Below are 24,071 nucleotides of genomic sequence, written 5' to 3'. Positions count from 1 at the left end.
ATGTTAGATAGGGCTGATGCCGCCGAAGACGCCCCTTGATGCGCAGGGGGAATCCGGTGGCACCGATCGGAATGCCGGCCGGAGGGGGCATCTGCAATCAGTTGATGTCACCGCGCTTGTGATCAAGGACACGAAGTTAACAGATGAAAAGTACAAAGGCCAAAATCGACGCCTCGGTCAGCGATTTGAAGGATCGACAGCGAAAGCCGACAGCTGTCACGGGACTTCAGATTGCAGAGTATCTGGCGATGAACCCGCGAGGTGCTCGGCTGCGTGAGATTGCGGCTGCGGTTCAGATGGATCCTGGACAAACGCATCGCATGATTAGCGCGATGGTCGAAGACGGGTGGCTGATGCCCGTGGGAGACGACGGTTCCTACTCTTTATCGGCACGCGTCATACGACTTGGTGCAATCTATATCCAAAAGCTTGACCTTGCTGAGCATGCACAGCCGTTCTTGAACGAGCTTGCCAAGGAAACAGGCGAGTCTGTGTTTCTGGGGGAGTTGCGCGATGACAGAGTCGTTTGCGTGGGCCGACGGGTGGCGGACCGAACGCTAAGAGTATGGACAGAGATGGGTGACTCTTGGCCTCTAGTCGGTAGTGCCGTGGGAACGGCTATCCTGGCAGCTAGATATGCCCGCCTCGGCTCGAACGCCTACCCCGCAAAGCTGTCAGACGAAATTACTAATGCTATCAAGCAAGGCTACGCGCGGGATTACGGACGCTACCGCGAGGGAGTCCAGTCGGTCGCAGCTCCTATCCGCGACGCGAATGGCATAGAAGTCGGTGCAATTGCTCTCTCCGGTCCTGTTACCAGAATTGGCGATAAGGAAGCTGTGAAGATGGGCGCTTTGGTATTGGAAGCAGCCAAAGGCATTTCAGAACGCATCGGGTACATCAGTACTGACAAGAGGAAGGCGAGGAGAGCATCGCAATAAAGCTTCGAACCCGGAACTGTGTCGAAGCTGACCTGCTCAACGCGAGTGGTCCGCCCACATTATCGTTCAATGAATAGTTCTGCCCCCCTGAGGAGGGTCGGGCCATACGGAAGGCCGTTTTCGGAAGAGCAGATCGCCCTTGCTCTGCTCTAGACAGGCGAGCCGGCACTCATCACGGAGAGCGTAACATTCGAGCCGGATGCAGGCACTGCAATAGCACGCGCACCCTCTTGATCAGACGCTAATCGTTCTATCAGCTTCGGCTGGGCTCGGCGTGAGGGTAGGCCAATCGAGGAGATCCAGCTTGGCGCATAGTATGGTTACAGCCCAGCGGGAAGCACTGGCGCACCGACACTGCCACTACGGCCATGACTCACATCGCCATCTAGGCGTCGCACAAGGAAAGAGTCGTAGACTGGATGGGAAAAGTCAGCGACGTGCAACGTCACGCAGTGCCTCAGCGCGGTAGGCCCGCAGCCGAACATTTCCACACCTGAGACACCATTACCGGAAGGCAGCGGATCGACCCAAACTCGGTTGGCTGTATCGACGCCGACCAAGGGAAGGAACCCGCATGCGTCCCAGAATCATCTGTCACATGATCAGCTCGATCGACGGGCGTCTCCTCGTCGAGCGGTGGACACCCCCTGCCTCTGGGACCGACCCGACCATTGTCCATGAAACCTATGATCGATTGGCGGCGCGGTTCATGGCCGACGGTTGGGTTGTGGGCCGCAAGTCCATGGAGGGCTACGAGGGGGATGCCAAGGGCAGAGCGCGTATTCCGGGAACCATTCCGGACGATCTTCGTGCGCCACATGTCGCCGACCGCAGGGGCCGCGATGTTGCTGTCGCTGTCGACCCGCACGGACGGTTGCACTATGGACGGGACGATGCCGGCGGCGACCACATCGTGGCAGTTCTCGGGGAGCAGGTGGCGGACGAGTACCTGGCCGAACTGTGAGAGGACGGCGTCTCCTACCTGTTCGCGGGTTCGGATGGGCATGACCTGCACCGCGCGATAGAAACCCTCGCCGAGAGTTTCGGCGTCAAGACACTCCTCCTCGAGGGCGGCGGCACGATCAACGGTGCCTTCCTGAAGGCCGGGCTGATCGACGAGATCAGCGTCCTCATGTATCCAGGCATCGATGGATTGGCCGGGGTGCCGAGCATTTTCGAGTATTCCGGCGAAGTCAGGGAGAAGCCAGCGGCTGGCCAATCCCTTCGTCATCTCACCACCGAAACCCTGGAAGGCGGCATGGTCTGGCTGCACTACCGGGTGGAGGCGCGCCCCGCATCCTAGTTGGACGAGGAACGTAGGCGCTCGTCATGATCGCGTGGAGACGATGCATCTTGATTGCGCAGGCCTGCCAATGGCCTAGCTTTTCCTCTCTGCCGGATCGATCCAGGAGCGACCTTGTTATCCCGCAGACGCCCTATTCAAACCCTGGGATCGCTTCCCTTGCTTGGCGCGACCGCACGCGCCAATGCAGCGTCGGGCGGCTTCTATTACGCGTCAGCACTCAAGGGCGTCTTCTTCATTGGGGTTACACCGCCCGCGTCACGCCGCCATCGACGCAGATGTTCTGACCGAGGACTTAGGCGGCTCCCTCCGATACCAGGAAGTGATGCAGTGAGCGCATGCACAGCAGGATGATCTCAACTGGAAAGGGGCGGCGCGGAACAGATGCAACAGGAGGCTCCTCATATAGCCACCCTCTCGATACCGCCAAGGTTAATGTAACATTGCCCAAGGCTGCATGTGTCATGAGCCCTGAATCATTCGGAGCGATACGCGCCGACCCGCTCCATTGATGAGCCAAGTTCATAACCACATGCGAAACATCCGATCTAATGTTGACGCTTCGTATCATCTAGTTTCCCGCCATGAAGAACTTATCCCGCGGGGAAACCCCAGGGCATGTACGGAGGCACGGTAATGAATAGGCAGAATGCGGATGAACGTGCGGTGGACGAGCATGTGGGCTTCGCCCTCGACCGGCGTAACCTCCTAAAGATGACGGGGACCGGTATGGCCGCCTTGAGCGTTGGGATGGCTGCCTCGGGTCAAGCCATCGCGCAGTCACCAGCGAAACTCAATGACACGTGGGACAAGACCTTTGCCAAAAGCGATAAGGTTGACCACAGGAAAGTCACCTTCAAGAACCGCTTCGGCATCATCCTGGCGGCAGACCTGTACCAGCCGAAGAACGCCAGCGGCAAGCTGGCGGCGATTGCTGTCAGCGGCCCCTTTGGTGCGGTGAAAGAACAAGCCTCGGGCCTTTATGCGCAAACCATGGCCGAGCGGGGCTTCGTCACGCTGGCGTTCGATCCTTCCTACACCGGGGAAAGCAGTGGCGAAACGCGCAACATGGCTTCGCCGGACGTCAACACCGAGGATTTCAGCGCCGCTGTGGACTTTCTTGGCCTCCAGCCGAACGTTGACCGCGACAGCATCGGTGCCATTGGCATTTGTGGTTTCAGCGGCATGGCACTGACTGCCGCCACGGGCGATTCGCGCATCAAGGCGGTCGCCACGGCTTCCATGTATGACATGTCCCGCAGCATGAGCCGCAGCCATAAAGACAGTTATACGATGGAGCAGCGCCACAAGGTCATTGACTACATCAGCCAGCAGCGCTGGATCGATGCGGAAAGCGGCAAATATGCGCTGGGTTATCACGAGGTCCCGTTCGACGAGAAGGGCCAAATCGTAAAAGGGCAGCGTGTACTTCCTGAAAGCTTGCCCGCCAATCCTGACCCGGTTCTGGCCGCTTTCTTTAACTACTACAGAACTCCGCGCGGATTCCATCCAAGGGGCATCAACTCGACAACGGCGTGGACCGCCACGACCCCCATGTCGTTCTTCAGCTTTCCGATGTATGCAAACATCGAAATGATTTCCCCGCGCCCGATTCTGCTGCTGGCGGGAGAAAACGCCCACTCACGCTATTACTCTGAAGATGTCTACAAGGTGGCTTCCGATCCTAAGGAATTGGTGATTGTGCCAAATGCAGACCACGTTGATCTTTATGACCAAATGGACAAGATTCCGTTTGATAAGCTGACGTCGTTCTTCAAACAGCATCTGGCTTGAGTGTGCGCCATCTGATGGCCTGACTTCAATCGAGCGCCTATTTCTTGGCCACACCCATCCAGCCAGACGGGTGCGGCCATTTCCGTGAGCCTCCCGGCATGGAACGACAGAGCATTTCATGAGAGATCAAGTAAGCAATGGTCTTGCTCCACTTTTGGCGAGATCGGTTTGGTAGCTATCTGGTCAGCCTCTCGAACTGAGCCGGGTTGACGTTGGAGCCGGTACAGGAACTGCTCCCAAACTAGCACCGGCATTATCAACCGAAGACAGCTACTTTCGAGAGGAGGTCGATCGGGTCGGCCTTCGTCCGGAGCATCTCGCGTCCGATAGCGAAGCGAAACACCGTTGGGAGTTGCAGGACAGGCGGTATTCCCGCCCACAAGGCCTCGGTCATCGACCTTCCTCTGTGGCCACGGATCATGTTGGTGCCGCGCTCGCTCTGGACAGGCTCTTCCACCGCCGGACACGAGCGGCCGCTCCTATGTCCAGGTGCGAGGAGGTCCTATGATCGTCATGCCCTACGAGAGAAGGATCCATGCGTGCCGCGCGACAACGTGAATGACCTGCTCGCCTTCCTAGCCGTCGCCCGAGAGCGCAGCTTCACGCGGGCTGCGGCCAAGATGGGCGTTTCCCAGTCGGCCTTGAGCCATACCATCCGCCTTCTCGAGGCCCGGCTCGGCATCCGCCTCCTCACACGCACGACTCGCGCGGTCTCCGTCACCGAGGCCGGCGCACGCCTGCTCGAGAGCATCGGGCCACACTTCGATGAAATCGAGGCTCAGGTGGAAGCCCTCAGCGAGTTGCGCGACAAACCCGCCGGGACCATCCGCATTGCCGCGTCCGATTATGCGATCAGGTACGTCCTCTGGCCGAAGTTGCGGAAGTTCCTCCCGAACTACCCGGACATCAAGATCGAGCTCGTTCAGGACAATGGGCTGACCGACATTGTCACTGGGCGTTTCGATGCCGGCGTACGCATGGGCGAGCATCTCGCCAAAGACATGATCTCCGCGCGGATCAGTCCGGACTTCCGCATGGCGGTCGTCGGCGCACCATCCTACTTGGCCAACCATCCAACACCGCTTCACCCCAAGGACCTCGTCGGCCATCAGTGCATCAACTTCCGCCTTCAGACATCCGGCGCATTGTACGCGTGGGAATTCGAGCAGAATGGCCGCGAGATGAGAATCCGCGTCGAGGGTCAACTGGCCTTCACCAACAGCTTCGATGTCCTGGAAGCGACACTCGATGGCTTCGGACTGTCCTACATGGCGGAGGAGATCGTCCGACCATACCTTGAGCAGGGACGGCTCGTGCGCGTCCTCGAGGAGTACTGTCCCTACTGGGATCCTTATTACCTCTATTATCCGTCCCGCCGACAGGCGTCACCCGCCTTCGTCGCCGTGGTGGAGGCGCTGCGCCATCGGGGGTGAGCCCGGGCCGTCCGACGGCCGGGCGCACCTGCTCACGCACGGGCCGCATCCTCAGACGCGTTGCTCACGACCCGGGTTTGCTGCCCGGCGACGGTCACAGTACACCGGCCCCGCCACCACACCATGATGTAGTGGGTCACAACCGCAGGCAGACGACCCCTGCCCAATGGCCGAAGAACGGCGTGACCGAGGCGTTGAAGTCCCAGAAGTCCAAGCTGTAGGTGAAGGTCAGCTTGCCCCATACGCCCAGAACGAAGCAGCCCCACAGGCCGAAGCCTGCCAGGACCACCGCAGCGACGCGAAGCGCCAACGCTCTCGCCGGGTTCCCCGGCGTGAGGCTCAGGGTCGTGCGCACCATCGCCATAACGCGCATCCAGTGCAGGCCGAGATGGACGCCGACGATGATCATGATCCAGTAGGCCGCGAACCAGTGCACATCACGCAGGTAGATGCTGTCCAGGATGGGAAGGAGCGCGAACACCGACTGCGAGATGACGATGCTCGTCACGAGCAGAGCCGCCATGTTGGCGATCAGCAGCAGATGGAGCACGAGCGTAAAGGTTCGGCGCGCATCGTAGTATCCCCGGGACAGGTTGGCGAACCAGATCCGGTTTACGGCGATGTGCCAGCCAAGCAACGCGAACAGCGCCGTGCCGAAGATCTCGTGCGGCAGGTTCTCGGACCACCAGTAGGCGAGCGCGAGCAGCAAGAGGATCGCCATCGCGGCGGGCAACCCAAGACGCTTGAGAACGATGGCTTTCATGATCGCCAGCCTGCTTTCGAGGGGAATTGGGGCGTCATCACTTGAAGCTGAGTGCGTCGGTGAAGGTGAACATGAACTGCCGTTCGCGCCGGGAGCGCTGGTGACACGAGTAGCATCGCGCCGTGTTCTCGTCGGCCTTGACCGAGCGGTCGGGCCAGAACCACTGGTACTGCCAGTCGTCAATGCCTTCTCCCATCTTTTGGGCGACGAGGTAGCGATGCAGGACGTCGCTCTGGTAGTCCACGAGGACGACATGTGTTCCCGTCGGCACCGGCTGGCCCGCCTGGATGGCGTCGAGGGCCGCGCGGCTGGTGAGCATGTGCTCCCGGGTCACGCCACGCCGGACCGTCGTGTAATGCTCGAGTTGGTCGAGCGGCGGGAACGTAACCGCGTTGACTTCGGCATGGGCTGGCGCCGGCCCTCTGCCCTCAGGTAGCACCAGGAGAGCACAAACCGCAGCCGTTACCACGGCCACTGATGATAGCCCAAGACGCAAAACCCTGCTCTTCATACCGATCCATGTCCTTTCCCGCTCAGGCCGATGCCGACCCCGATTGGACAGTAGCAAGTGCGAAAGCAGGCGATTAGCGGAGCTGCGCCGCATGCCGCTATGAGCTCAGCTCATCAATCTCACCTGAAGTTGAACGATGGGCCACCATCGCGTCAGCTCCGATGGCGCAGGGCATCGACGACCAGGTTGAAGGCCGCAGAGGGCGGCAAGTGGGGCAAGAACACCTTCTTCGACGAACTCGAGGCGATGCCCGGCATCAGCCGGTACGCCCCAGGGAACGTCATCACCTTCCGCGGCCTCAAGCTGCTGGCGGCCAATAACGCCCAGAAGGCCACGAGCTATTTCGACGAAGTGGCTAAGCCGGCGGAGCCGAAGAAGGTGGAGGTCCCGCAGGTCGACGACCTGGACGACTTCATCGGCTGAGGGGAAACTGAAGGATCAAGACCGGAAAGGCCGCCGCGAGTGGCCTTTTCCATGCCCTAGGCGGGGACAACCAAGATGTCGCTCTTGAAAGCGGCACGGTCTCAGGTAGCTTTGGGCCTCCTTCCTGCCTTATTTTCCCAATGATTTCCCCTGACGAGTATCTTCGTAACATCCTGATCCGAGAGGCCGTCTCCACCGGTCTCTACACCCCGCTCAACGCCTGCCGGACGACGCTCGTGCCTATCCTGAAGGAATGGGCGGGCGAATTCCTGGCCGACATCACGCCGAGCGGTTCGTGGGCCAAGGGAACGGCCAACAACAGCGGGACCGACATCGACATCTTCGTGTCCCTGAGATCGGACACCCGAGAGCCGCTGAAAGAGGTCTATAACAAGCTGCACGCCCGCCTGGTCCAGAAGGGCTTCAAGCCGCGCCGCCAGAACGTGTCTCTCGGCATCAAGGTCAATGGCTTCGACGTCGACGTCGTGCCGGCCAAGCGCCAGGACACCTACAGCCAGGATCACAGCCTCTACCGGAGCAAGGCCGACACCTGGACGAAGACCAACGTGGCCCGCCACATCGACATCGTGGCCAACTGCGGCCGCCGGGACGAGATCCGGATCCTCAAGCTCTGGCGGAACCAGAAGCAGCTCGATTTTCCATCCTTCTACCTCGAGCTCACCGCCATCGAGGCTCTCAGAAACACCTACAGCATCGGTCTCAGCGGCAACGTGGTGACCTGCCTGACGTACTTGCGCGACCGCTTCCCAATCGCCCGGGTCGTCGATCCCGCCAACACCAACAACATCCTTTCAGACGAGCTCGGCACTATGCAAAAGGCTATGATCCAGAGGGCCGCCAAAGAAGCCCTCTCCGCTTCCTCCTGGAGCCAGGTCGTCCGATGACCGAGTGGAACCTGTCAAACCTCCTGGCTGGACTTCAGAACGACATCCAGCGGAAGCTCGATCACGCGCGGTCGCTGTTCGGCCATCCGGTCTCCAAGGGCGATGTCTCCGAATCCGTCTGGCTCGAGCTCCTGGGGAACTACCTGCCCAAGCGGTACAGCGCCGATAAGGCGACCGTGGTGGACAGCCTCGGAAACTTCAGCCAGCAGATCGACGTCGTGGTGTTCGACCGGCAGTACAGCCCCTTCATCCTCACGATGCAGGGGGAGAAGGTGATCCCGGCCGAGAGCGTCTACGCCGTCTTCGAGGCCAAGCAGTCCATCAACGCTGGCCAGGTCGCCTACGCGCAGACGAAGGTCGCCAGCGTCCGCAAGCTCCATCGGACCAGCCTGCCCGTCCCCCACGTTAGCGGCACGGCCGAGCCGAAGAAGCCGCCTCACATCCTCGGGGGCCTGCTGACGTTCGAGAGCGACTGGAGCCCGGCTTTTGGGGACTCCCTGACCAAGGCGCTCGCCGCAGGGGACGCTGACGGAGTGCTCGACCTGGGGTGCGTGGCGGCGAAGGGCCACTACGCGCGCAACCAGGATGGCACCTACGCCATCACGTACGAGGGCAAGCCGGCAACGGCGTTCCTGTTCGAGCTGATCGCCCGGCTCCAGGCGAGCGCGACCGTCCCGATGATCGACATGCGCGCCTATGCCAAGTGGCTGGCGGACTGAGGACCTGAGATGTCATCTAGAGACGCCAACATCATCAAGTTCCTCCTGGGAGGCATCCTCCTGGTCCTCCTGTTCGGCCGCGACGCCGTCATGAGCTCGCTGCAGGGCGGCTTCTGGGTCGTCCTCGGCCTTGGTGCCCTGTTTGTGGTGGGCTGGATCGCCTGGGCGTTCGGGAAGGCTTTCTTCTACGACGTCCCTGCGGAATACATCTCCGACATTAAGAAGGAGAAGGCCCAGGGCGGGCCCTGGCTCGCCGGCGCGGTCCTCGGTGTCGGGCTACCGTTCGGCATGGCGTGGGTCGCCGGCATGCTGCTCCACAAGTGGGGCATGGCCGACATCCGCGAGTACACCGAAGTGGCCGGCCAGGTCTGGTACGTCCTCATGCCGCTTTTCCTGGTCCTCTACGCTTGGAGCGGACTGAAGAAGCACTACCGCTCGATCCCCGGCGCGCTCGCCTCGGGTCTGAAGACCTTCTTCCAGCGTTGGGGGTATGTCGCCGTCAGCCCAGTCCTCGCGCCAATCGGCCGGATACAGGAGTACAAGGCGCAACGGGCGGCCGGCATCTTCCGTGGCTACGGGTACGCCACCTACGACATCGTCGCGACGTTCATCGTGTCAATCGCACTCTGGATCTTCGCGGTTATAGTCCCGCTGATCTTCGCGGCGATCACCTTCCACGAGGTCTTCGGTTAGGTTTTAGATGATGCACCCAGGCGCCCACATCAAACCCGAACTCCCGGTTAGCGTTGTTAGTTTTCCCAGGCGGCGGGCAGCCACAACACCCTCGGAAGTTAGCTTTGTTAGCTTCCCTCCAGGGGGGTGATGCACAAAAGGGCGTGACTGGGGTGCTCAGTTAGCTAAGTTACGTTTTGGGCCCTACTATCGCGCGTGCGAGAGAAATTTCCCGAATTTATTTTCCCGTACATATTGGTATGTCGAAAAAACCTAACTCCTATAACTGGCCGGTTTTGACCTCCTGGAACGTGGTGTCGGACTCCCTGGATCTCCTATCGTCGACTCCACAAGTATGATCGAGCCACCCCTCAAGAGGGTTTGCCAGAGATTGCGGCATCCATTGCAGGTCCCTCGCTGGTGAACAGGTCCTCCCCGAGCAGCGGTTTGAGGATCCGGAGGGTAGCCCGGGTTCGGCCATAGGCCTTCGGATGATCGACCAGAACATGGCGGATTGCTTCAGGGGCATTGAATAAGAGCGAGGAGCGTCCGAAGAAGCGGCGGATGACGACCTCCTCCTCATAGGCCCACTGCGACCAGACCCGCAGGTTATTAGTGCGCATCAGCGAAGCGAGCTGACGCGGCGAAAGGCTCTCCGGGGCCGGAGCCGGATGCGGCGGAACAAAGGTCCGAATGCCCTCACGCATGACAGAGGTCTACATCGGCAGTGTTTAGCAGTTTCAAGCCCCGCAGAAGAGATGCCAGGTGAGCACAAAGGAAGGAGGGCACAATACTCACGAACGCGTGGCAAACCTTCGTATCGTAGGATCGGGAGGTGCTGGAGATCGGCCGAAGCACCAGCCGGAAGGATTAGGCGCCGCGAAACGACGTCAGGAACAGGGAATAGGTACAGCAGCTTGGATGCAAAGGCTGATCATGGATTTCGGGGCTGATCCTTTGCTACCAGCCAAGCTCGCCGAAAGAATTGAGAATCACCCGAACAGGAATTGAGTGCCCAATCCTTCGGGGCGGTGTTCAGCCAGGGGAATTTTCGGCCGTTCGTGGCGAGCCAGTTGGTACCAGCTTGGTACCGGCTCTGGTCGGAAACGCGGGGAAAGTGCCTAAAACGCCTTGGGCCTATGGTAGCGGAGGAGGGATTTGAACCCCCGACACAAGGATGACGATTCCTCTGCTCTGATAGTTGAGCCATTTCACCGGTGCGCACGTGGTGCGCACGGGGCAGAGCGATTCAAAGGGCAGATGCCGGTAACCCTTTGACAAAGTTGGTGAGCGCGCTGGGACTCGAACCCAGGACCCTCTGATGAAAAGTCAGAGCGTCTTTAGCTCCCACACTCTGCCCAGGGCTTGAACCACCTTCTGCTCAAAGATCCCGCGCCTGCAAGATCGTCCAAACGACTTCAATTGCTCGTGTGGGAACTCTCAGGCCAAGTGGCGATTCGCGACTGAAGAACGTCTGCTCCACCTCTAGGGCAGATATCACCTGCGCGAGGGCTTGGACTGCCGATCAAGAATTTTGCCAGAGCTATGGAATAAACACTCGTCCAAAAGTGTCTCTTGGCTTGGAGCACGCCTGTGCTCCAAGCTCGCTCACCAGAGAGCAGGTCGCATTGTGGAGGATGTTGGATGAACAAATGCACTCTGTTTGCGGTAGCCGCCGCTCTGATCGGCTCGCCTGCGTTCGCTGAGACAATCAACATGAAGGCTGACCTGACCGGCGCCAGCGAGGTACCGGCGGTGAACACCCCTGGCAAGGGCAGTCTAACCGCCACCTATGATACGGCCTCTAAGAGGCTCTCCTGGAAAGGGACGGTGTCCGGCCTGACCGGTGATGCCACAGCGGCGCACTTCCATGGTCCGGCCGAGCCTGGCAAGAATGCGGGCGTGTTGGTGCCAGCACCGGGCGTGAAGACCGGCGCCTTCGAGGGCTCGGCCACTTTGACCGATGACCAGGCCAAGGCTCTCATGGCTGGGCAGACCTATTTCAACATTCACACCGCCGCGAACCCGCAAGGTGAAGTGCGCGGCCAAGTCACGAAGTAAGCCGAGCGGCTTCAGGGCTTGCCGGAAGCCCACAAGCCCTGAAGCTAATAGCGGAAGCGCGTACCTAGTCGAAGGCGAAGCTCTGAAAGCGGAACATCCGGAGGTTCTGTCGCAAATTCGAAGTATAGGGATTTTCCGCGCCACGTCGCGGCGATGGCAGGGGCATTAACCCCTTGATTCTGCAGGAGCCGGTCGGGGGGCGGTTGGTATTGGCAAGTACAAAGCGAGTTTGCGACAGAACCTTCTTGCGCTCGCCTCGATTCTGCTATCATCTTTTGGCAACTCACGTCTAAACTCTAAAGCTAGAAGCTCCAGGATGTGAGCCGGAGTTCACTATAGCGATCGCTCCTATCCTGCCGGCATCCAAGAATACTGTTTAGCAAGCACGACCCAGGGGCACTTCAAGTTGCGCAACTTCGCAAAGATCCTGAGCGGAAGGCGTGCCATTCTTTGGATTGTTTGCGCCTGGGTGATACTTTGTATCGGAATCACCTTAGTTGGAGCAAATACTCTGCGTCAACTCGAGAGGCAGGCCGCCAACGATGCGGTGGCAAACGCCGAACGAGTATCCCGTCTACTAATCGCTAACTTCGAGCGCACTGCGGACGCAATTGACGGCTTCCTGACAAATTTCGCTGCGGGATTCTCCTCCGAGTGGACGCGAGGCGAGCTTTTTGAGCAGATCCAAAGCCTCAACCTACCAAGTTCAATCGTTCAGCTAGCGGTAGTCGGCCCCGACGGACGAACGTTTGTGAGCAGTGTCGGTCTTGATGCAGAGCGAGTTGATGTCTCCGACCGTATGCACATTCGGGTGCATCGGGAGAACCGCGTGGATGGTCTCTACATCAGCGTTCCTATTTTCGGCCGGCTCTCGAATCTCTGGACGATTCAATTCACGCGGGCGGTTCGCAACAGCGAAGGCAAGCTCCGAGCAATTCTAGTGGCCTCCTATGACCTGAGAGACTTTGTTTCATTCTACAGTGGCCTTAACATCAGCAACCAGGGAATGACCGCACTAACCGGCCTTGATGGAATTGTGCGCGTTCGCAGCGCTGCGGAAGTTGGCCACGGACAGGACATCTCGGCCTCGCCGCGGTTCCATCAGATTGTTGCGAATCGCACCGGCCGGTTCGACGGCGAAAGCGTTGTCGACCGAGTTGCGCGCGTTGGCTTCTTCACAACATCAGATCGCTACCCATTTTTTTCGTTAGTAGCCTTCGACCAAGCCTACCTGGATCGCCGGCTTGCGCCCCTACAACTGCCCATCATTGCCTCTTTGCTCGGCTTGGCGCTTGTGTTGACCCTCGCTGTGGCTGGAGCCGTCTGGGTGGTGGGTCGTGAAACAGCGGCCGCAGCGCGCCTCTATCACACGCAACGCCTCGAGGCGCTGGGCAGGCTCACCGGAGGCATCGCTCACGACTTCAACAACCTGCTCATGATCGTCATGGGCAGTCTCGATATGTTGCGTCGGGCCAAGGAGGATCGGCGGGCGCGCTACATCGATAACGCCCTGTTCGCGGCTGAGCGCGCCAAGGCGCTTACCCAGCAGCTCCTCGCCTTCAGCCGTCGTCAGACCCTCTCCCCTACTGTCTCAGACCTAAACCGCCTGATTATCGAGATGGGAGGAATGCTTACCCACTCGCTGCGCGAGAACATTGTCGTGGAGTTCGATCTCGCCCCTCAGCTTTGGCCAGTGAAAGTTGATACCGACCAGCTCCAAATCGCGCTCATCAATCTTGCGGTGAACGCTCGGGACGCGATGCCCAATGGCGGTGTGCTGCGCATCCAGAGTCACAACATTCCCTCCACTGACGAGGTTTGCCTGACCGTCAGCGACACCGGCGCTGGCATGAGCCCGGATGTGGCAGCGAGGGTATTTGAACCCTTCTTCACCACAAAGGAAGTGGGCAAAGGAACTGGGCTTGGCCTCGCGCAAGTCCACGGCTTTATGCTCCAGCTGGGAGGCAGGCTGGCCCTTGATAGCACTCCTGGGCATGGCACATCGATATCGCTTCTTTTCCCACGCTCACATGACCCGCTGGAACTCTCAGCCGCTAAGGATGAAACCCTGCCACAGACGCCTGCAGGACTGCGCGTCCTCGTCGTGGACGACAATCCCGAGATAGCAGCTTTGACTACGGCAGCTCTTGAGGAACAGGGCTGCATGACCCGACAGGCACCCTCAGCTGCGGAAGCGATGGAAATTCTGCGCGAAGCCTCATTCGACGTTCTGCTGACGGATATCGTCATGCCCGGAGAAATGGATGGGATCGCCTTGGTGAAGGCCGCGAAAGCTGCTGCACCGAAGCTGGCCGTCGTTCTGATGACCGGTTACAGTGAGAGATTGGAGAGCGGTGAAAGGATCGACAGCGAGCTCCTGCTCAAGCCGTTCTCGCCATATGAGCTAAGGGCCGCATTATGTCGGGCGCTGGAGGCATTTTCGGGAAAAGAGGCAATAAAGCCGTGCACAGCACCGTATCCTGAAACTGGTGGAGCCAGAAAGCACGACACTGAGCAGCAAGGCTTCAAGGCTGGTTCTGTCGCAAATCTGGACCGGGGTTGAAGAGATGGAAACGAACGTCACTCTGCTTCATGCGGCGAGCCGCTCGAACTGCTCCGCAAGCGGAAGGTTCGAATGGCTCCGTCGCAAATCCGGAGTAGGGACGAGAGAGTAGCAGGAGTTTTGTGAGGCGTTCATGCGGTGAGATCCGACGAGGAGCCCGGGAAGGCAGTCCATCCGTGCCTCTCCCGGGGCTCGTCGACAGCTGTCGTTGAGAGGCAGCTGAGGTGAGATTGAGCTGATTTGCCGGAGGTGACAAGCGGCTCAAACGAGGCGCGGCAGCGTGGCGCACGGCTCGACAGGCCGGGCCCTGACAGGAAGCGCCCCGGCCGAGGCACTATCCAGACCTCAACCAGGGCGCTCGTGTGCCAAGGGAATGACGCACATTGTGGATGTAGGCCCGTCAGGTTGCTCGACAATGCCACTCGCTACGGCAGCTTTTTCCATTCACAGAATGACGCTTCATCGCCACCACTGAGATCCGTCTCACCAGGTGGTGCGTACCGCGCATACATGGGCTCGTCGACCACGTGACTGACGGAACACGACAGCCCGCGATGGGCAAGAACTATGGAGGGCTCTGTGTCCTTCCGGATACAGACGGCTGTGTTGCACGGATCGGTTAGTGGACGTACTGAGCCCACCCCAAGCCTCTGCTTAAGCGATGCGGACGGACTTCGGGCATCCAAGCTCAAGCATGCGGTTCAAGGCATGAACGGCGATGGCGACCTCGGTCGTGCGACGCCGGGCCGTTCGCGAGCGCAGCGCATCTCCAATCACTCGTTTGAAGCGGCTGATAACTGACTCCACCAGAGCCCGACGCGTGTACCCGGACCTCTTCTGCCAGCCCACGCGCCCATGCTCGGCCATGCTTTGGAGGTGCCGATCACGCTGGGTCGGAGCGCTCTCTGCCATCTCGCTCAGCACTGCCGTTGATCGGGGTGGGATGATCACGTCAGCATCAGGATGGCGCTCGGCGACAGTGCGATAGATGTCGGCTTGATCATAGGCTCCGTCACCGATGAAGGAGGCAAGTGGGTCTGTGATCTGGTCGAGCAAGGGCTCGACCTGCGAGCCATCATCAACATCGCTCCTGGTCAGCTCCGAGGTAAGGATCTCTCCAGTCTCGGCATCGACGCCAATGTGCAGCTTTCGCCAAGCGCGGCGCCTTTGGGTGCCATGCTTTTCGATCAGCCACTCGCCGGGCCCGCACAGCCGCAAGCCTGTGCTGTCCACCAGCAGGTGAATGGGCCCGGTGCGGGACTGCAACCGTGGGACCTCCAGCGTTTCGGCGCGGCGGCTCAGGGTCGAGTGATCTGGTACGGCAAGATCCCGCCCCAGGAGCCTCAGGATCGAGCCGATCAGACCTTCGGTTTGGCGCAGCGCCAGCCGGAACACTGACCGCAGCGTCAAGGCCGTTGCGATGGCGAGGGCAGAATAGTGGGGCTGACCGCCTCGAGTGGTGCGGGGCTCGGCCCGCCAGGCGGCAATCGCCTCTTCAGTCAACCAGACCGTGAGACTGCCCCGCTGACGCAGGCTGGCGTCGTACTCGGCCCAGTTCGTCACCCTATGCCGCTGCTTGGGAATACGGTGCCGGCGAGCGGCATTGGCTTTGAACGGCACGGGAGACATCCGACATGAAAGGCACAGGCCTCCTATGTCAGCCAGTTTCGGTTACCAACTCACCTATTCGTGCAACAAGGCGGCGCGTCGCTGGAGGAGATGTGAGAGAGAGCGCACAAAGCCGGATCTGAGTGGAACAAGAGTTGAGGTGAATCTCAAGGCGGCCAAGCGAGGAAATCAGAGCCTTCGATTTCCATCGCTGACACATGTCACCAAATTTTGCGTCCTAAGTGCGACAAAAAGAGAGCTTGTGCCACCCTGTGTAGATCATGATGACCTGCCGACAGGTCAAATTAACCTGTCGGCAGGTCGTGGGTAGGTTGCCGACAGGTCGCCAGTAGATCAAAATGATCTACAAGGTTGTACACATACTTCATTCACTCGGACCATGTCGCGCGTTAGAAAGACATAGGTTGCCATTCATTGAGCGCTTCGCGGCCTAGATGTTGAGGGATCCAGTCTTGTGAGCCAAGCGTCCGCCGGACGCGTATCCAAACTCTGTCTACTACGAATGCGAGGCTCTCACCGGATGTGAAGCAGGTCGATTTGATTTGCAGCGTCTTCGAGGCAGATTTCAGAAGGAGCACGCCTCAATCCGTTGCGCCAACCTCTAGTGGGTTAGAGATTGACGCGTTCATCGTTGTTGCTTGCATCGTTATCCATAGCCTCTGCCATGAGGAGGATCTCTCATGGCAAAAATGGCAAAGGCTCACGTTCGATCCCTGAAGATCAAAAACACGCAATATCTCACAAAGCAGCGGCGTCACGCACACCGCACAGACACAACGAGCGAAGTCCGACCGGGTGTGGTGCCCGGAACTGCTCTGGTCTGGTCCCCGCCTCAGCTGCCTGTCGGAGGAGATCCAAAAGATTATCGTGCCCTCTATCTCTCCTCGAAGAGACGCCTCCGTTTTTCAGAGCGGCAGGGAGCCGCAATTGGCATGCAACTCCTCATTGGCGTTTCGCCGTCGTGGATCATGGCTGCCGGTGAGCTGCATGATCCCCAAAACCCCCGCAATCAGCAGCTCCTCGACAAGGCGGTTACATGGGTGCAATCCTGGGCTGGCGAGGACGCGGTCTTTGGTGCACGCCTTGATCTCGATGAAGCTGGTGGCGGTGTGGTCGACGTCTTCTGCGCTCCGGTCGCGGAGCAGAAGCACAAGTCCGGTGCCACCAAACGGGTCGTCAGCGTCAACAAGGCCCTGAGCAAACTTCAATCGGATGTTACGGCTGAGTGCTCCTATGAGGCGCTCCAGACCTCGTGGCACGCATGGGCGCAGGAACACCTGGATCCGGAGCTGCAGCGAGGCGAGCCGAAGACGAAAACCAAACGGGAGCACCTGAGCGTGGCGGAGTACAAGCGTGAGCAGGACCATCTGAAGGCCGAGGAAGACCTTCGGAAAAGGCAGGAAGAACTCGAGCTTCGCGAAGCTGCACTGACCGAACGGGAAAGGCGGGTGGAAGAGCTTGCCGCGGACCTGGAGCGCAAGTCCAAAATGCTGGCCCAAGCGCAGAAAGATGTCTTCAAGGCGGCGGTCGAGGTTCTGTCAGATCCGAACTTGAAAGCCATCCACCCCCCTGCCGATGAACAGGACCAGTGGCGGTTTGACACCCCTCATGTGGAAGCACAGCGGCCTGCGATCTTGCAGTCTCGCCCGCTCTGGCCTGTCATGCGTCAGGTCCTGGAGACAGTGCAGAACAAGCATCGTGCCGTCGACCGCTTCATCGAACGTCTGCAGACGGTTTATGACGAGGTCGATGACTACCTCCAGGAACGCATCGAGCGGGTGATTGACGAGGCCGACGCTTTCTCGACCTCTGGCTGCCCCTAAAGACGGCGAGGTGACGGGCTGATGCGCGGCGCATTGCACGAGGTGGCCGAGGCCGGTTTCACCGCCGAGTTTGCCGGGGTGGCCCTGGACTTCCTCCTCGCCCCTGACACGATCCTAGCAGGCCGGACGCTACTGGAGGCGCTGAAGGCTGGCGACCGTGAAGGGGTGCTGCGCCTGGTGCGTGGGTTTGAGGGCGATGGGTTCGCGTGAGCCCCTCGCCATCTGCCAGGCCTCGTGGCCCGACCGGGGTCGCACTCCCGCCGCCTGCCTGGCTCGGCAGCAGTCGAGATATCTGAGTATATGCTCCAGGGCGGGCAGACCGCCGGGCACCGCGAACTGTGGCGCCTTATCAGGATCCTGTTTGATGAACCAAACGCCCCACAGCACGAATAGCGCGATCTTAGCCGAGCGGCGGCCGATTGTGGCGCATCCAGATTAGTTTGTGCAGCGCCCGAACTTCTACCTGAGCCAGCTGTTCTCGGCCTAGGATCAGGTTTTCGGAGAACGGTTATGGGCCCTGATGAGAGTTCGCCAAAACGCGGCTTTGCTTCAATGAGTGAGGAACGGCGTCGCGAGATTGCAAGCAAAGGCGGCAAGAGCGTGCCGGCTGAAAAGCGGTATTTCGCTCAGAACACTGCATTTGCCTCCGAAGCCGGCCGTAAGGGAGGCCAGAACTCCCCGGGCCGCAGGAAGGATCGTCAAAAGTAGGACCTTAGGCCAAGCTAGTGGGCAATCTCCTGATAGGCAGCATCAAAGAAGCTGAAACCGTCGAAGAACAGGATCCTGCCTGAGAACAATCCGGGTTCACCTTTGCTCATGTTCCTACACGCCTCTGAGCAGATATCCGCGTCGACGCTTGCGCCGGAGCCAGGTTTCGAGGGCTTTCACAGCACGTGATTGGTTTTCGTAGAGCTCGATCCTCCTCTGCCCCGGCTGGCCGATGCGGCCCCACTCGCGGATCAAAGTGGCGTCACCGAACAGGCTGGGTTCGATCGACAGCACATAGTAGCGAGCCATGTTGCAACTCGCATCGAGCCTGTCGAGGACCAGGTACTGGATCGTGTCTTGGGACATGCCTTCATGTTGATCAAGCCATGTGCTGAGGTCCAATCAAAGTCTTGAATCCATCAAGCCTCAACGATTCACAACAGTGATGCACTCCGCCTTCGACATGTCGGTTTAGCAACTCACAAGCCCTAACCGCTCGTCGAGACCTGCTTCTCCCCCTACTCTCACAGCGTCAGCTATTGTCTTCCCTGAGGGAGACTCTGCGAAGCCTTCTCAAGTGCCATGACACGCTCCTCAAGAGCGTCGATCGCCGCCAGCACCACGGCAGCGATCGCGATTGCCAGCGTGCCAATCTCGATGGCTTTGCGCTGGTCATGCGTCCGATGCAGAGCCTTCTTCAGATACCGCTCGAAGATCACGTAGAGGAAGATCCCGCCCACGACGGTTGAAATCAACACCATACTTTTCACTCCTCGTTCTCCATTCCCGCCCTCTGTGACACCCGGCACGCTTGCCAGTCGTCATCTCGACGCGCAAGGTTCCTCCCCTACGACATTCTTCGCCTCCTCATGGCGAGGAGTTCGACGGCGAGGTCGATCTTGCCGGCTTTGACCATGCGCGTGAGGGCGCGGAAGTAACCACCCGGGTTCTTGATCCGGCTCTCGCCGCCGTTCTTGGCTGCGTCGTCCTCGTAGAGTTGCAGGACGTAGATCACGGCGATGGCCGCCCTGACGGTGCCGATGTCTTCCACCGCCTCGGCCCAGGCGCTTTCATGAGCCCCGAGCGCGGCCCGCAGGTACCGGCCGGCTGAGACGATGTCAGCTAGGTCCCGCACCGGTTGACCGTAATCGCCAATGGTGGGGCAAGCCTCAAGGATCAATTCCGGTGATAGGTGCTCCGAGGTTTGTTCGGTTGAACGAACCGCCTCAGCTTTCCTCGGAAAGCCCTTGTTACAAGGCTCACTAGGAGATCCGTTGTTGTTATTAGTGTGACGGACTCCGAGTCCGGCATTGCCCGCTTCATAGAAGGCTTCCTCAACCCGGGTTCTCAACAGCTGCCAGGCGTCCAGGAGGTCGGCCGGCAGGGTGACATGGGACCGGGCGGGCGTACGAGCCTGCAAGGCCTTCAGCTCACCTTCGAACTCACTGCGATCGGCCTTGGGGAAATGCTCCGCCAGGGCCGCCAGAGCTTCTTCCGCGGCCCGCCGGCAGATGGTGACCTCATCAAAGGCCCGCTTCTGTACCTCGCGCAGCTGCTTCTGCTCCATGAGCATCACGGCCCAGTCGCCCCGGCGGGCGTAGATCGGGGTCAGATCAAACCCGAAGGCATCCACCACCTGCCCGGCGAGGTCCTTGACCGCATAGCGCTTGCCGTTGGGCGAGTCCTTGGGGGCAAGCAGCTGCAGGTCGATCAGCTGGCGCAGGATGCGCCGGATCGCCCGCTCGGTCAGGCCGGTGCGGCTCATCAGGTAGTCGTTGGACGGCCACACCAGCAGCCGCTCCCATTCCTGCTCGCCCCAGCAGGCCACCAGCTCCGAGAGGACCGCCCGCTGGGCTGGTCTGAGGTCGAGCGCCTTGCCGGCCTCCCGGGCGGCGGCTGAGAGTTCTTTTCGTGTCACTGTGCGCCCGGTGTCGAGCGCAAGCTTCCTTGCGGCCAAAGCGGCATGTCTCAGCCGCCGGCCTCCAGACGATGCAAGTTGCATCGTACCCTCCATATTGAGGGCAAAGCAGGAACGTTCACCGAAACCGATGCTCTTGACACACAGCTTTTCGGGATGGCATAAGGAAGCTGCAAGACATTCCAGATGCCCACCCCTCGGTGGACTCCAAAGGCCTCGAAGTTACCAGCTTCGGGGCCTTTTGCTTTGCCTGGTTACGTCACCGTGTTTGGCTCCTTCCGAACAAAGGTGGCTGCGAGGGCGTGGTTGATCGCCTCCTGTCGAGACCGGAAGCGACCACTCTCGACAGCTTCATCGATCGCGGCCCCGATCATCTGGGAAACCCATACGTTCATTTCCCGATCGCCCCGCTCACGGCGGGCTTTTCGGAGACGTTGTACGGCATCGGTTCCCTTCACAGCTGGCATGGCGCTCACCTGTCACACTCGTAGCATTTCGAGAAATGCCCGATTCTGAGTTGGCTGTGGAGTCGGAGCGCAAGAATCCATTCACACTAACTGGATTCTCCATTGGAAAACTTCTTTGGGCTGAATCAGTTAGACGGAACGGCCGAATCAATTCGCAGGTAAAAATCAGGTTCCGCATCGCTCAAAGTTACGCACTCGATTCTGCACTTGCAGTTCTAAAGCCGGTTCTCCGACTCGCGTTTAAGCGTTTGACTCTACCAGCCTCTTCGTGGGGCGGTGAAATCTACAGTGGAGAGGAATGCCCGCCTTCAATATTTGGGATCGACTCTGGCGCGATTTCCGCAGCCAACTGGCAATCTGTCTTCGCCGGGGAGAGCCGTCTCCTATTCATGCCGCATCGCATTCCTGCCGGGCCGGATATAGGCAGGTCAGTCTGGCGCACACCCAAAGAATTGGGATGATGCTCCCCTGTAAGCTCAAGGAGGCTAGCGGGATCTTATGATCGGTATCGAGGCCCTTAACGCAGCTCTGATTTGCCCCTTTGCCTTCCTTGCTTCCCGCAACAGTCCCCAAGCGGCGTACTCGCTCAAGCACCCGAGCCAGGATAGGTCATTGCGATGCTTTTATTGCCGGTCTGAGGGCGCAGTCGCGTTCAGATAATCGTCAATTGAAAGCTGTCCCGAGTTCCGGGACTTTGGCTTGGGGCGGCCAGGCGTCTCCTCCGGCACAGCGATGGTCTTCCGTTGGCGTACTGCAACACTCTCCGCCTTCGCCTTCTTCATCCGAGCCTTGGCTTGGTCCCGCGCCACGGCTTCCTCAGACTTCGGATCCTCGGTCAGCCACTTGCCGTGTTTGAGCACCTCATTGACCCGCCCCTGATTGACCCCGAGCTGAAACGCAATCTCCTGCTGAGTCATCTCAGTCGTCTGGTTGAGTTCGATGATCTGTCGCGCCAGCTCAGGGGTCATCTTCTTGCCGGCGATCCGCCGCCCCGCCCTGATCGTGCGGGTAGCCTGGTCGCGTTCTTTGAGTTTCTCCAAGATCGCAAGAGCCATGATCATGCCCTGCTCCCGCAGGGCGGCCTCAAACTCCTTGAGAGTGGTCAATGGGCATTCTCCTCGAAAACCAGATCAGCACCGAGTAGTCGGCACAGGTGGCGGTGAAGACGGCACCAATAACCGACGACCTCCAGCCTGAGCGCACCCGCCTCTGACTTCCAGTGTCAGAGGAATAAAGGACAGAATAGGGTCACGAAATCCGCTGGTGCAAGCCGGGCCTATCATCTTCGTTGTTGATTTGTTCCAGCCTGCACCGATCACGCTTGGGTTTCGTCTCGGGATGGCTCGCCGAGATCGTTGCAGCGTCGAGCTGCAGGCAATGACTGATCAGCCAAACCCTGAGATGCCGTGCGATGTCCTCCCGCAGGGTGAATAATTATAGGCCTACAGAGCGCGAATTTCGTTGAATAAGAATTTTGACAAGAAGTCTATGGCGAGACGGATCCCACGTCGCCAGATCGAGCATGTGACTGGCGAGCAGTACAGCGGCACACTGAAGGCTTGCGCCCACCTTCTTCACCCCTAGTCTCCTTGCTCATGATCTTCAGTAAGGACACACATCAAAACCGTGGCGGAGAGCACCATGACAGACCACAACCAGGACAACGCCCACGATCAGCACGAGCACTGGAAGCACCATGGCGTCCAGGTGATCAAGGGCGACCGTCTCGATCCGAACACGGCCCAGACCCCGGGCATGTTTCGCCAGGCCGCGATCAATCATGCGCGGGTGGGCGCGCAGAAGATCTGGGCGGGCACGGTTTCGATCCAGCCGAACGCCAAGACCGGGGTACACCACCATGGTGAGCTGGAGAGCGTCATCTATGTCGTGCGAGGCAAGGCCCGCATGCGCTGGGGCGAGCGGCTGGAGTTCGTCGCAGAGGCTGGACCCGGGGACTTCATCTATGTGCCGCCCTTCGTGCCCCATCAGGAGATCAACCCCAGTCCCGACGAGCCCCTCGAATGCGTCCTGGTGCGCAGCGACAATGAAGCCGTCGTGGTGAACATCACCGACGTGGATCCGGTCGAACAGCCGGAGGAGGTTTACTGGGTCGACCCGATCCACAAGCAGCCCGAATAGAGGCAGGACAGCGCCCCAGAGACAGGCTCAACAGCAGTGCGATGCCCTATCGGACCGGCTGTGGGTTCACGCTGCCGGCCCGGTAGCCCGCAAGATCAACCCGAGGACGGAATTCACGCCCACATGCAAGCCTACAAGACGCTGGAAGCACGATTTGCCCGCATCAGCTCGATCGAGGACGCGATCGGCATTCTGCAATGGGATGCCGAAACCCTGATGCCGGAGGGTGCCGCCGACAGTCGCTCCGACCAGCTCGCAACCCTCAAGGGCATTGCCCATGAGCTGCTTACCGCACGTGACACGGGCGACCTCCTGGACCAAGCGGATCAGGACAGCGGCCATCTCGACGAGTGGCAGCGCGCCAACCTGCGTGAGATGCGCCGGATCTATGTCCATGCCGCCGCGGTTCCGGCGGACCTCGTCGAGGCTAGTTCCAGAGCCGTCTCCCGGGCGGAGCTGGTGTGGCGCGAAGCCCGGCAGAACGGCGATTTCGCCCTGCTCCTCCCGCACCTGACACAGGTCCTCACGCTTCAGCGGCAGATCGGCCAGGCCAAGGGCGAGGCGTTGGGGCTGTCCCCTTACGACGCTCTCCTCGACAGCTACGACCCCGGTCTGCGCCAGACCACCATCGACCCTCTCTTTGCCGAACTCGGCGCCGAACTGCCGGCCCTGATCCACGAGGCGCAGGAGCGCCAGAAGGGCCGTCCTGCCATCCTGCCTCTCGACGGCCCCTTCCCTGTCGATGATCAGCGGCGCATCGGCGAGCAGTTGATGAAGGCGGTCGGGTTCGATTTCAACCGGGGGCGGTTTGATGTGAGCTTGCATCCGTTCTGCGGCGGATCCACGGGCGACGTCCGGATCACCACCCGCTACAGCGAGGCAAACTTCATGAGCGCGCTCATGGGAGTGCTGCATGAGACCGGTCACGCGCTCTACGAGCAGGGCCGCCCGGAGGCGTGGCGCCGTCAGCCGGTCGGGCTGGCGCGCAGCATGAGCCTGCATGAAAGCCAATCGCTGCTCATCGAGATGCAGGCCTGCCAGAGCCGGGAGTTCGTCACCTATCTCGCTCCCCTCGTACGGGAGGCTTTCCAGGGAGAGGGGCCGGCCTGGAGCCCGGAGAATCTCCACCGGATCCTGACCCAGGTGGAGCCGGGCTTCATCCGGGTGGAGGCGGACGAGATCACCTATCCAGCTCACATCCTGGTCCGGTACAAGCTCGAGAGGATCTGTCGCAACAATTTGTTTCAGAGTTTCAGCTAATCCTCCTTGAGCTCAGCGAAGGAGGGTAGCGTGTTCAAG

The 24,071-nt window shown here is 59.9% G+C and carries 24 protein-coding genes, 1 tRNA gene and 1 pseudogene; 16 read left to right on the top strand and 10 right to left on the bottom strand.

The window, feature by feature from the left end:
* Positions 1-143: 143 nt before the first annotated feature.
* The 4 genes from DC522_RS18325 (at position 144) to DC522_RS18315 (ending at position 4,038) form a co-directional block, all read left to right on the top strand.
* Positions 144-941, top strand: a complete 798-nt coding sequence (locus DC522_RS18325; RefSeq protein ID WP_116530117.1) for an IclR family transcriptional regulator — start codon at positions 144-146, stop codon at positions 939-941.
* Between the two features lie 574 nt (positions 942-1,515).
* Positions 1,516-1,905 carry a hypothetical protein gene (locus DC522_RS36025; protein ID WP_245444285.1) on the top strand — a complete coding sequence of 130 codons (390 nt, stop codon included), beginning with the start codon at positions 1,516-1,518 and terminating at the stop codon, positions 1,903-1,905.
* A gap of 18 nt (positions 1,906-1,923) precedes the next feature.
* A complete protein-coding gene (locus DC522_RS36020) occupies positions 1,924-2,244 on the top strand; it encodes a dihydrofolate reductase family protein (RefSeq protein ID WP_371679931.1) in 321 nt (106 codons plus the stop codon).
* Positions 2,245-2,910: 666 nt separating this feature from the next.
* A complete protein-coding gene (locus DC522_RS18315; RefSeq protein WP_371679929.1) occupies positions 2,911-4,038 on the top strand; it encodes an alpha/beta hydrolase in 1,128 nt (375 codons plus the stop codon).
* Positions 4,039-4,294: 256 nt separating this feature from the next.
* Here the strand turns inward: DC522_RS18315 and DC522_RS34935 are convergent, their stop codons facing one another.
* Positions 4,295-4,432: a hypothetical protein gene (locus tag DC522_RS34935; RefSeq protein WP_165820203.1), complete on the bottom strand. Its 138-nt coding sequence runs from the start codon at positions 4,430-4,432 to the stop codon at positions 4,295-4,297.
* A gap of 145 nt (positions 4,433-4,577) precedes the next feature.
* Between DC522_RS34935 and DC522_RS18310 the strand changes: the two genes are divergently transcribed.
* On the top strand, positions 4,578-5,471 hold the full coding sequence (locus tag DC522_RS18310; RefSeq protein ID WP_116530116.1) for a LysR family transcriptional regulator: 894 nt from the start codon (positions 4,578-4,580) through the stop codon (positions 5,469-5,471).
* 136 nt (positions 5,472-5,607) lie between these two features.
* Here DC522_RS18310 and DC522_RS18305 read toward each other — a convergent pair whose 3' ends face one another.
* A complete protein-coding gene (locus tag DC522_RS18305; protein ID WP_245444283.1) occupies positions 5,608-6,234 on the bottom strand; it encodes a DUF4405 domain-containing protein in 627 nt (208 codons plus the stop codon).
* Between the two features lie 37 nt (positions 6,235-6,271).
* Positions 6,272-6,745, bottom strand: a complete 474-nt coding sequence (locus tag DC522_RS18300) for a hypothetical protein (RefSeq protein ID WP_116530115.1) — start codon at positions 6,743-6,745, stop codon at positions 6,272-6,274.
* 186 nt (positions 6,746-6,931) lie between these two features.
* Here DC522_RS18300 and DC522_RS18295 point away from each other — a divergent pair, with 186 nt between their 5' ends.
* The 4 genes from DC522_RS18295 (at position 6,932) to DC522_RS18280 (ending at position 9,485) form a co-directional block, all read left to right on the top strand.
* On the top strand, positions 6,932-7,168 hold the full coding sequence (locus tag DC522_RS18295) for a hypothetical protein (protein WP_116530114.1): 237 nt from the start codon (positions 6,932-6,934) through the stop codon (positions 7,166-7,168).
* Positions 7,169-7,308: 140 nt separating this feature from the next.
* Entirely contained in the window at positions 7,309-8,073 is a 765-nt protein-coding gene (locus DC522_RS18290) for a nucleotidyltransferase (RefSeq protein ID WP_116530113.1), read from the top strand.
* Entirely contained in the window at positions 8,070-8,792 is a 723-nt protein-coding gene (locus DC522_RS18285) for a DUF6602 domain-containing protein (protein ID WP_116530112.1), read from the top strand. Before DC522_RS18290 ends, DC522_RS18285 begins: the two co-directional genes overlap by 4 nt.
* A 9-nt stretch (positions 8,793-8,801) precedes the next feature.
* On the top strand, positions 8,802-9,485 hold the full coding sequence (locus tag DC522_RS18280; RefSeq protein WP_116530111.1) for a hypothetical protein: 684 nt from the start codon (positions 8,802-8,804) through the stop codon (positions 9,483-9,485).
* 350 nt (positions 9,486-9,835) lie between these two features.
* On the opposite strand, the gene DC522_RS18275 is transcribed toward DC522_RS18280, so the two are convergent.
* Both DC522_RS18275 and DC522_RS34930 read right to left on the bottom strand, forming a co-directional pair.
* Positions 9,836-10,171, bottom strand: a complete 336-nt coding sequence (locus DC522_RS18275; protein ID WP_116530110.1) for a hypothetical protein — start codon at positions 10,169-10,171, stop codon at positions 9,836-9,838.
* A gap of 433 nt (positions 10,172-10,604) precedes the next feature.
* A tRNA-Thr gene (locus tag DC522_RS34930) sits at positions 10,605-10,680 on the bottom strand.
* 428 nt (positions 10,681-11,108) lie between these two features.
* On the opposite strand from DC522_RS34930, the gene DC522_RS18270 reads away from it, so the two are divergent.
* Together DC522_RS18270 and DC522_RS18265 are read left to right on the top strand one after the other, a co-directional pair.
* Positions 11,109-11,525, top strand: coding sequence for a CHRD domain-containing protein (locus tag DC522_RS18270; protein WP_116530109.1), 417 nt, complete (start codon positions 11,109-11,111; stop codon positions 11,523-11,525).
* A 406-nt stretch (positions 11,526-11,931) separates the two neighbouring features.
* On the top strand, positions 11,932-14,088 hold the full coding sequence (locus tag DC522_RS18265) for a hybrid sensor histidine kinase/response regulator (RefSeq protein ID WP_116530108.1): 2,157 nt from the start codon (positions 11,932-11,934) through the stop codon (positions 14,086-14,088).
* Between the two features lie 654 nt (positions 14,089-14,742).
* Here the strand turns inward: DC522_RS18265 and DC522_RS18260 are convergent.
* Positions 14,743-15,708, bottom strand: coding sequence for an IS5 family transposase (locus DC522_RS18260; RefSeq protein WP_116530152.1), 966 nt, complete (start codon positions 15,706-15,708; stop codon positions 14,743-14,745).
* Positions 15,709-16,649: 941 nt separating this feature from the next.
* Between DC522_RS18260 and DC522_RS18255 the strand changes: the two genes are divergently transcribed.
* The 3 genes from DC522_RS18255 (at position 16,650) to DC522_RS18245 (ending at position 18,248) form a co-directional block, all read left to right on the top strand.
* A complete protein-coding gene (locus DC522_RS18255) occupies positions 16,650-17,540 on the top strand; it encodes a hypothetical protein (protein WP_133239300.1) in 891 nt (296 codons plus the stop codon).
* A gap of 21 nt (positions 17,541-17,561) precedes the next feature.
* Positions 17,562-17,750: a hypothetical protein gene (locus DC522_RS18250; RefSeq protein ID WP_116530106.1), complete on the top strand. Its 189-nt coding sequence runs from the start codon at positions 17,562-17,564 to the stop codon at positions 17,748-17,750.
* Between the two features lie 300 nt (positions 17,751-18,050).
* Entirely contained in the window at positions 18,051-18,248 is a 198-nt protein-coding gene (locus DC522_RS18245) for a general stress protein (RefSeq protein ID WP_116530105.1), read from the top strand.
* A 114-nt stretch (positions 18,249-18,362) separates the two neighbouring features.
* On the opposite strand, the gene DC522_RS18240 is transcribed toward DC522_RS18245, so the two are convergent.
* From DC522_RS18240 to DC522_RS18220, 4 genes are all read right to left on the bottom strand, one after another.
* On the bottom strand, positions 18,363-18,614 hold the full coding sequence (locus tag DC522_RS18240) for a WGR domain-containing protein (RefSeq protein ID WP_116530104.1): 252 nt from the start codon (positions 18,612-18,614) through the stop codon (positions 18,363-18,365).
* 170 nt (positions 18,615-18,784) lie between these two features.
* On the bottom strand, positions 18,785-19,009 hold the full coding sequence (locus DC522_RS18235; RefSeq protein WP_116530103.1) for a hypothetical protein: 225 nt from the start codon (positions 19,007-19,009) through the stop codon (positions 18,785-18,787).
* Between the two features lie 86 nt (positions 19,010-19,095).
* Positions 19,096-20,250: a plasmid replication protein RepC gene (gene repC / locus DC522_RS18230; RefSeq protein ID WP_116530102.1), complete on the bottom strand. Its 1,155-nt coding sequence runs from the start codon at positions 20,248-20,250 to the stop codon at positions 19,096-19,098.
* 1,006 nt (positions 20,251-21,256) lie between these two features.
* Positions 21,257-21,739 (bottom strand): sigma factor-like helix-turn-helix DNA-binding protein, encoded by a 483-nt coding sequence (locus tag DC522_RS18220; RefSeq protein ID WP_116530100.1) that lies wholly within the window; start codon positions 21,737-21,739, stop codon positions 21,257-21,259.
* A 535-nt stretch (positions 21,740-22,274) separates the two neighbouring features.
* On the opposite strand from DC522_RS18220, the gene DC522_RS18215 reads away from it, so the two are divergent.
* A complete protein-coding gene (locus tag DC522_RS18215; protein ID WP_116530099.1) occupies positions 22,275-22,772 on the top strand; it encodes a cupin domain-containing protein in 498 nt (165 codons plus the stop codon).
* A 123-nt stretch (positions 22,773-22,895) separates the two neighbouring features.
* Positions 22,896-23,993, top strand: a pseudogene (locus DC522_RS18210) (carboxypeptidase M32); the annotation flags it as partial.
* Positions 23,994-24,071 lie beyond the last annotated feature (78 nt).

Source organism: Microvirga sp. KLBC 81, assembly GCF_003075415.1.
In the GTDB taxonomy this organism is placed as follows: domain Bacteria; phylum Pseudomonadota; class Alphaproteobacteria; order Rhizobiales; family Beijerinckiaceae; genus Microvirga.
This window is presented reverse-complemented; position numbering and strand designations above follow the sequence as displayed.

Coding starts and splice junctions, on each gene's coding strand:
- DC522_RS18325 (WP_116530117.1), top strand. CDS start 144: ATGAAAAGTACAAAGGCCAAAATCGACGCCTCGGTCAGCGATTTGAAG.
- DC522_RS36025 (WP_245444285.1), top strand. CDS start 1,516: ATGCGTCCCAGAATCATCTGTCACATGATCAGCTCGATCGACGGGCGT.
- DC522_RS34935 (WP_165820203.1), bottom strand. CDS start 4,432: ATGACCGAGGCCTTGTGGGCGGGAATACCGCCTGTCCTGCAACTCCCA.
- DC522_RS18305 (WP_245444283.1), bottom strand. CDS start 6,234: ATGAAAGCCATCGTTCTCAAGCGTCTTGGGTTGCCCGCCGCGATGGCG.
- DC522_RS18300 (WP_116530115.1), bottom strand. CDS start 6,745: ATGAAGAGCAGGGTTTTGCGTCTTGGGCTATCATCAGTGGCCGTGGTA.
- DC522_RS18290 (WP_116530113.1), top strand. CDS start 7,309: ATGATTTCCCCTGACGAGTATCTTCGTAACATCCTGATCCGAGAGGCC.
- DC522_RS18285 (WP_116530112.1), top strand. CDS start 8,070: ATGACCGAGTGGAACCTGTCAAACCTCCTGGCTGGACTTCAGAACGAC.
- DC522_RS18280 (WP_116530111.1), top strand. CDS start 8,802: ATGTCATCTAGAGACGCCAACATCATCAAGTTCCTCCTGGGAGGCATC.
- DC522_RS18275 (WP_116530110.1), bottom strand. CDS start 10,171: ATGCGTGAGGGCATTCGGACCTTTGTTCCGCCGCATCCGGCTCCGGCC.
- DC522_RS18270 (WP_116530109.1), top strand. CDS start 11,109: ATGAACAAATGCACTCTGTTTGCGGTAGCCGCCGCTCTGATCGGCTCG.
- DC522_RS18255 (WP_133239300.1), top strand. CDS start 16,650: ATGCAACTCCTCATTGGCGTTTCGCCGTCGTGGATCATGGCTGCCGGT.
- DC522_RS18250 (WP_116530106.1), top strand. CDS start 17,562: ATGCGCGGCGCATTGCACGAGGTGGCCGAGGCCGGTTTCACCGCCGAG.
- DC522_RS18245 (WP_116530105.1), top strand. CDS start 18,051: ATGGGCCCTGATGAGAGTTCGCCAAAACGCGGCTTTGCTTCAATGAGT.
- DC522_RS18240 (WP_116530104.1), bottom strand. CDS start 18,614: ATGTCCCAAGACACGATCCAGTACCTGGTCCTCGACAGGCTCGATGCG.
- DC522_RS18235 (WP_116530103.1), bottom strand. CDS start 19,009: ATGGTGTTGATTTCAACCGTCGTGGGCGGGATCTTCCTCTACGTGATC.
- repC (WP_116530102.1), bottom strand. CDS start 20,250: ATGCAACTTGCATCGTCTGGAGGCCGGCGGCTGAGACATGCCGCTTTG.
- DC522_RS18215 (WP_116530099.1), top strand. CDS start 22,275: ATGACAGACCACAACCAGGACAACGCCCACGATCAGCACGAGCACTGG.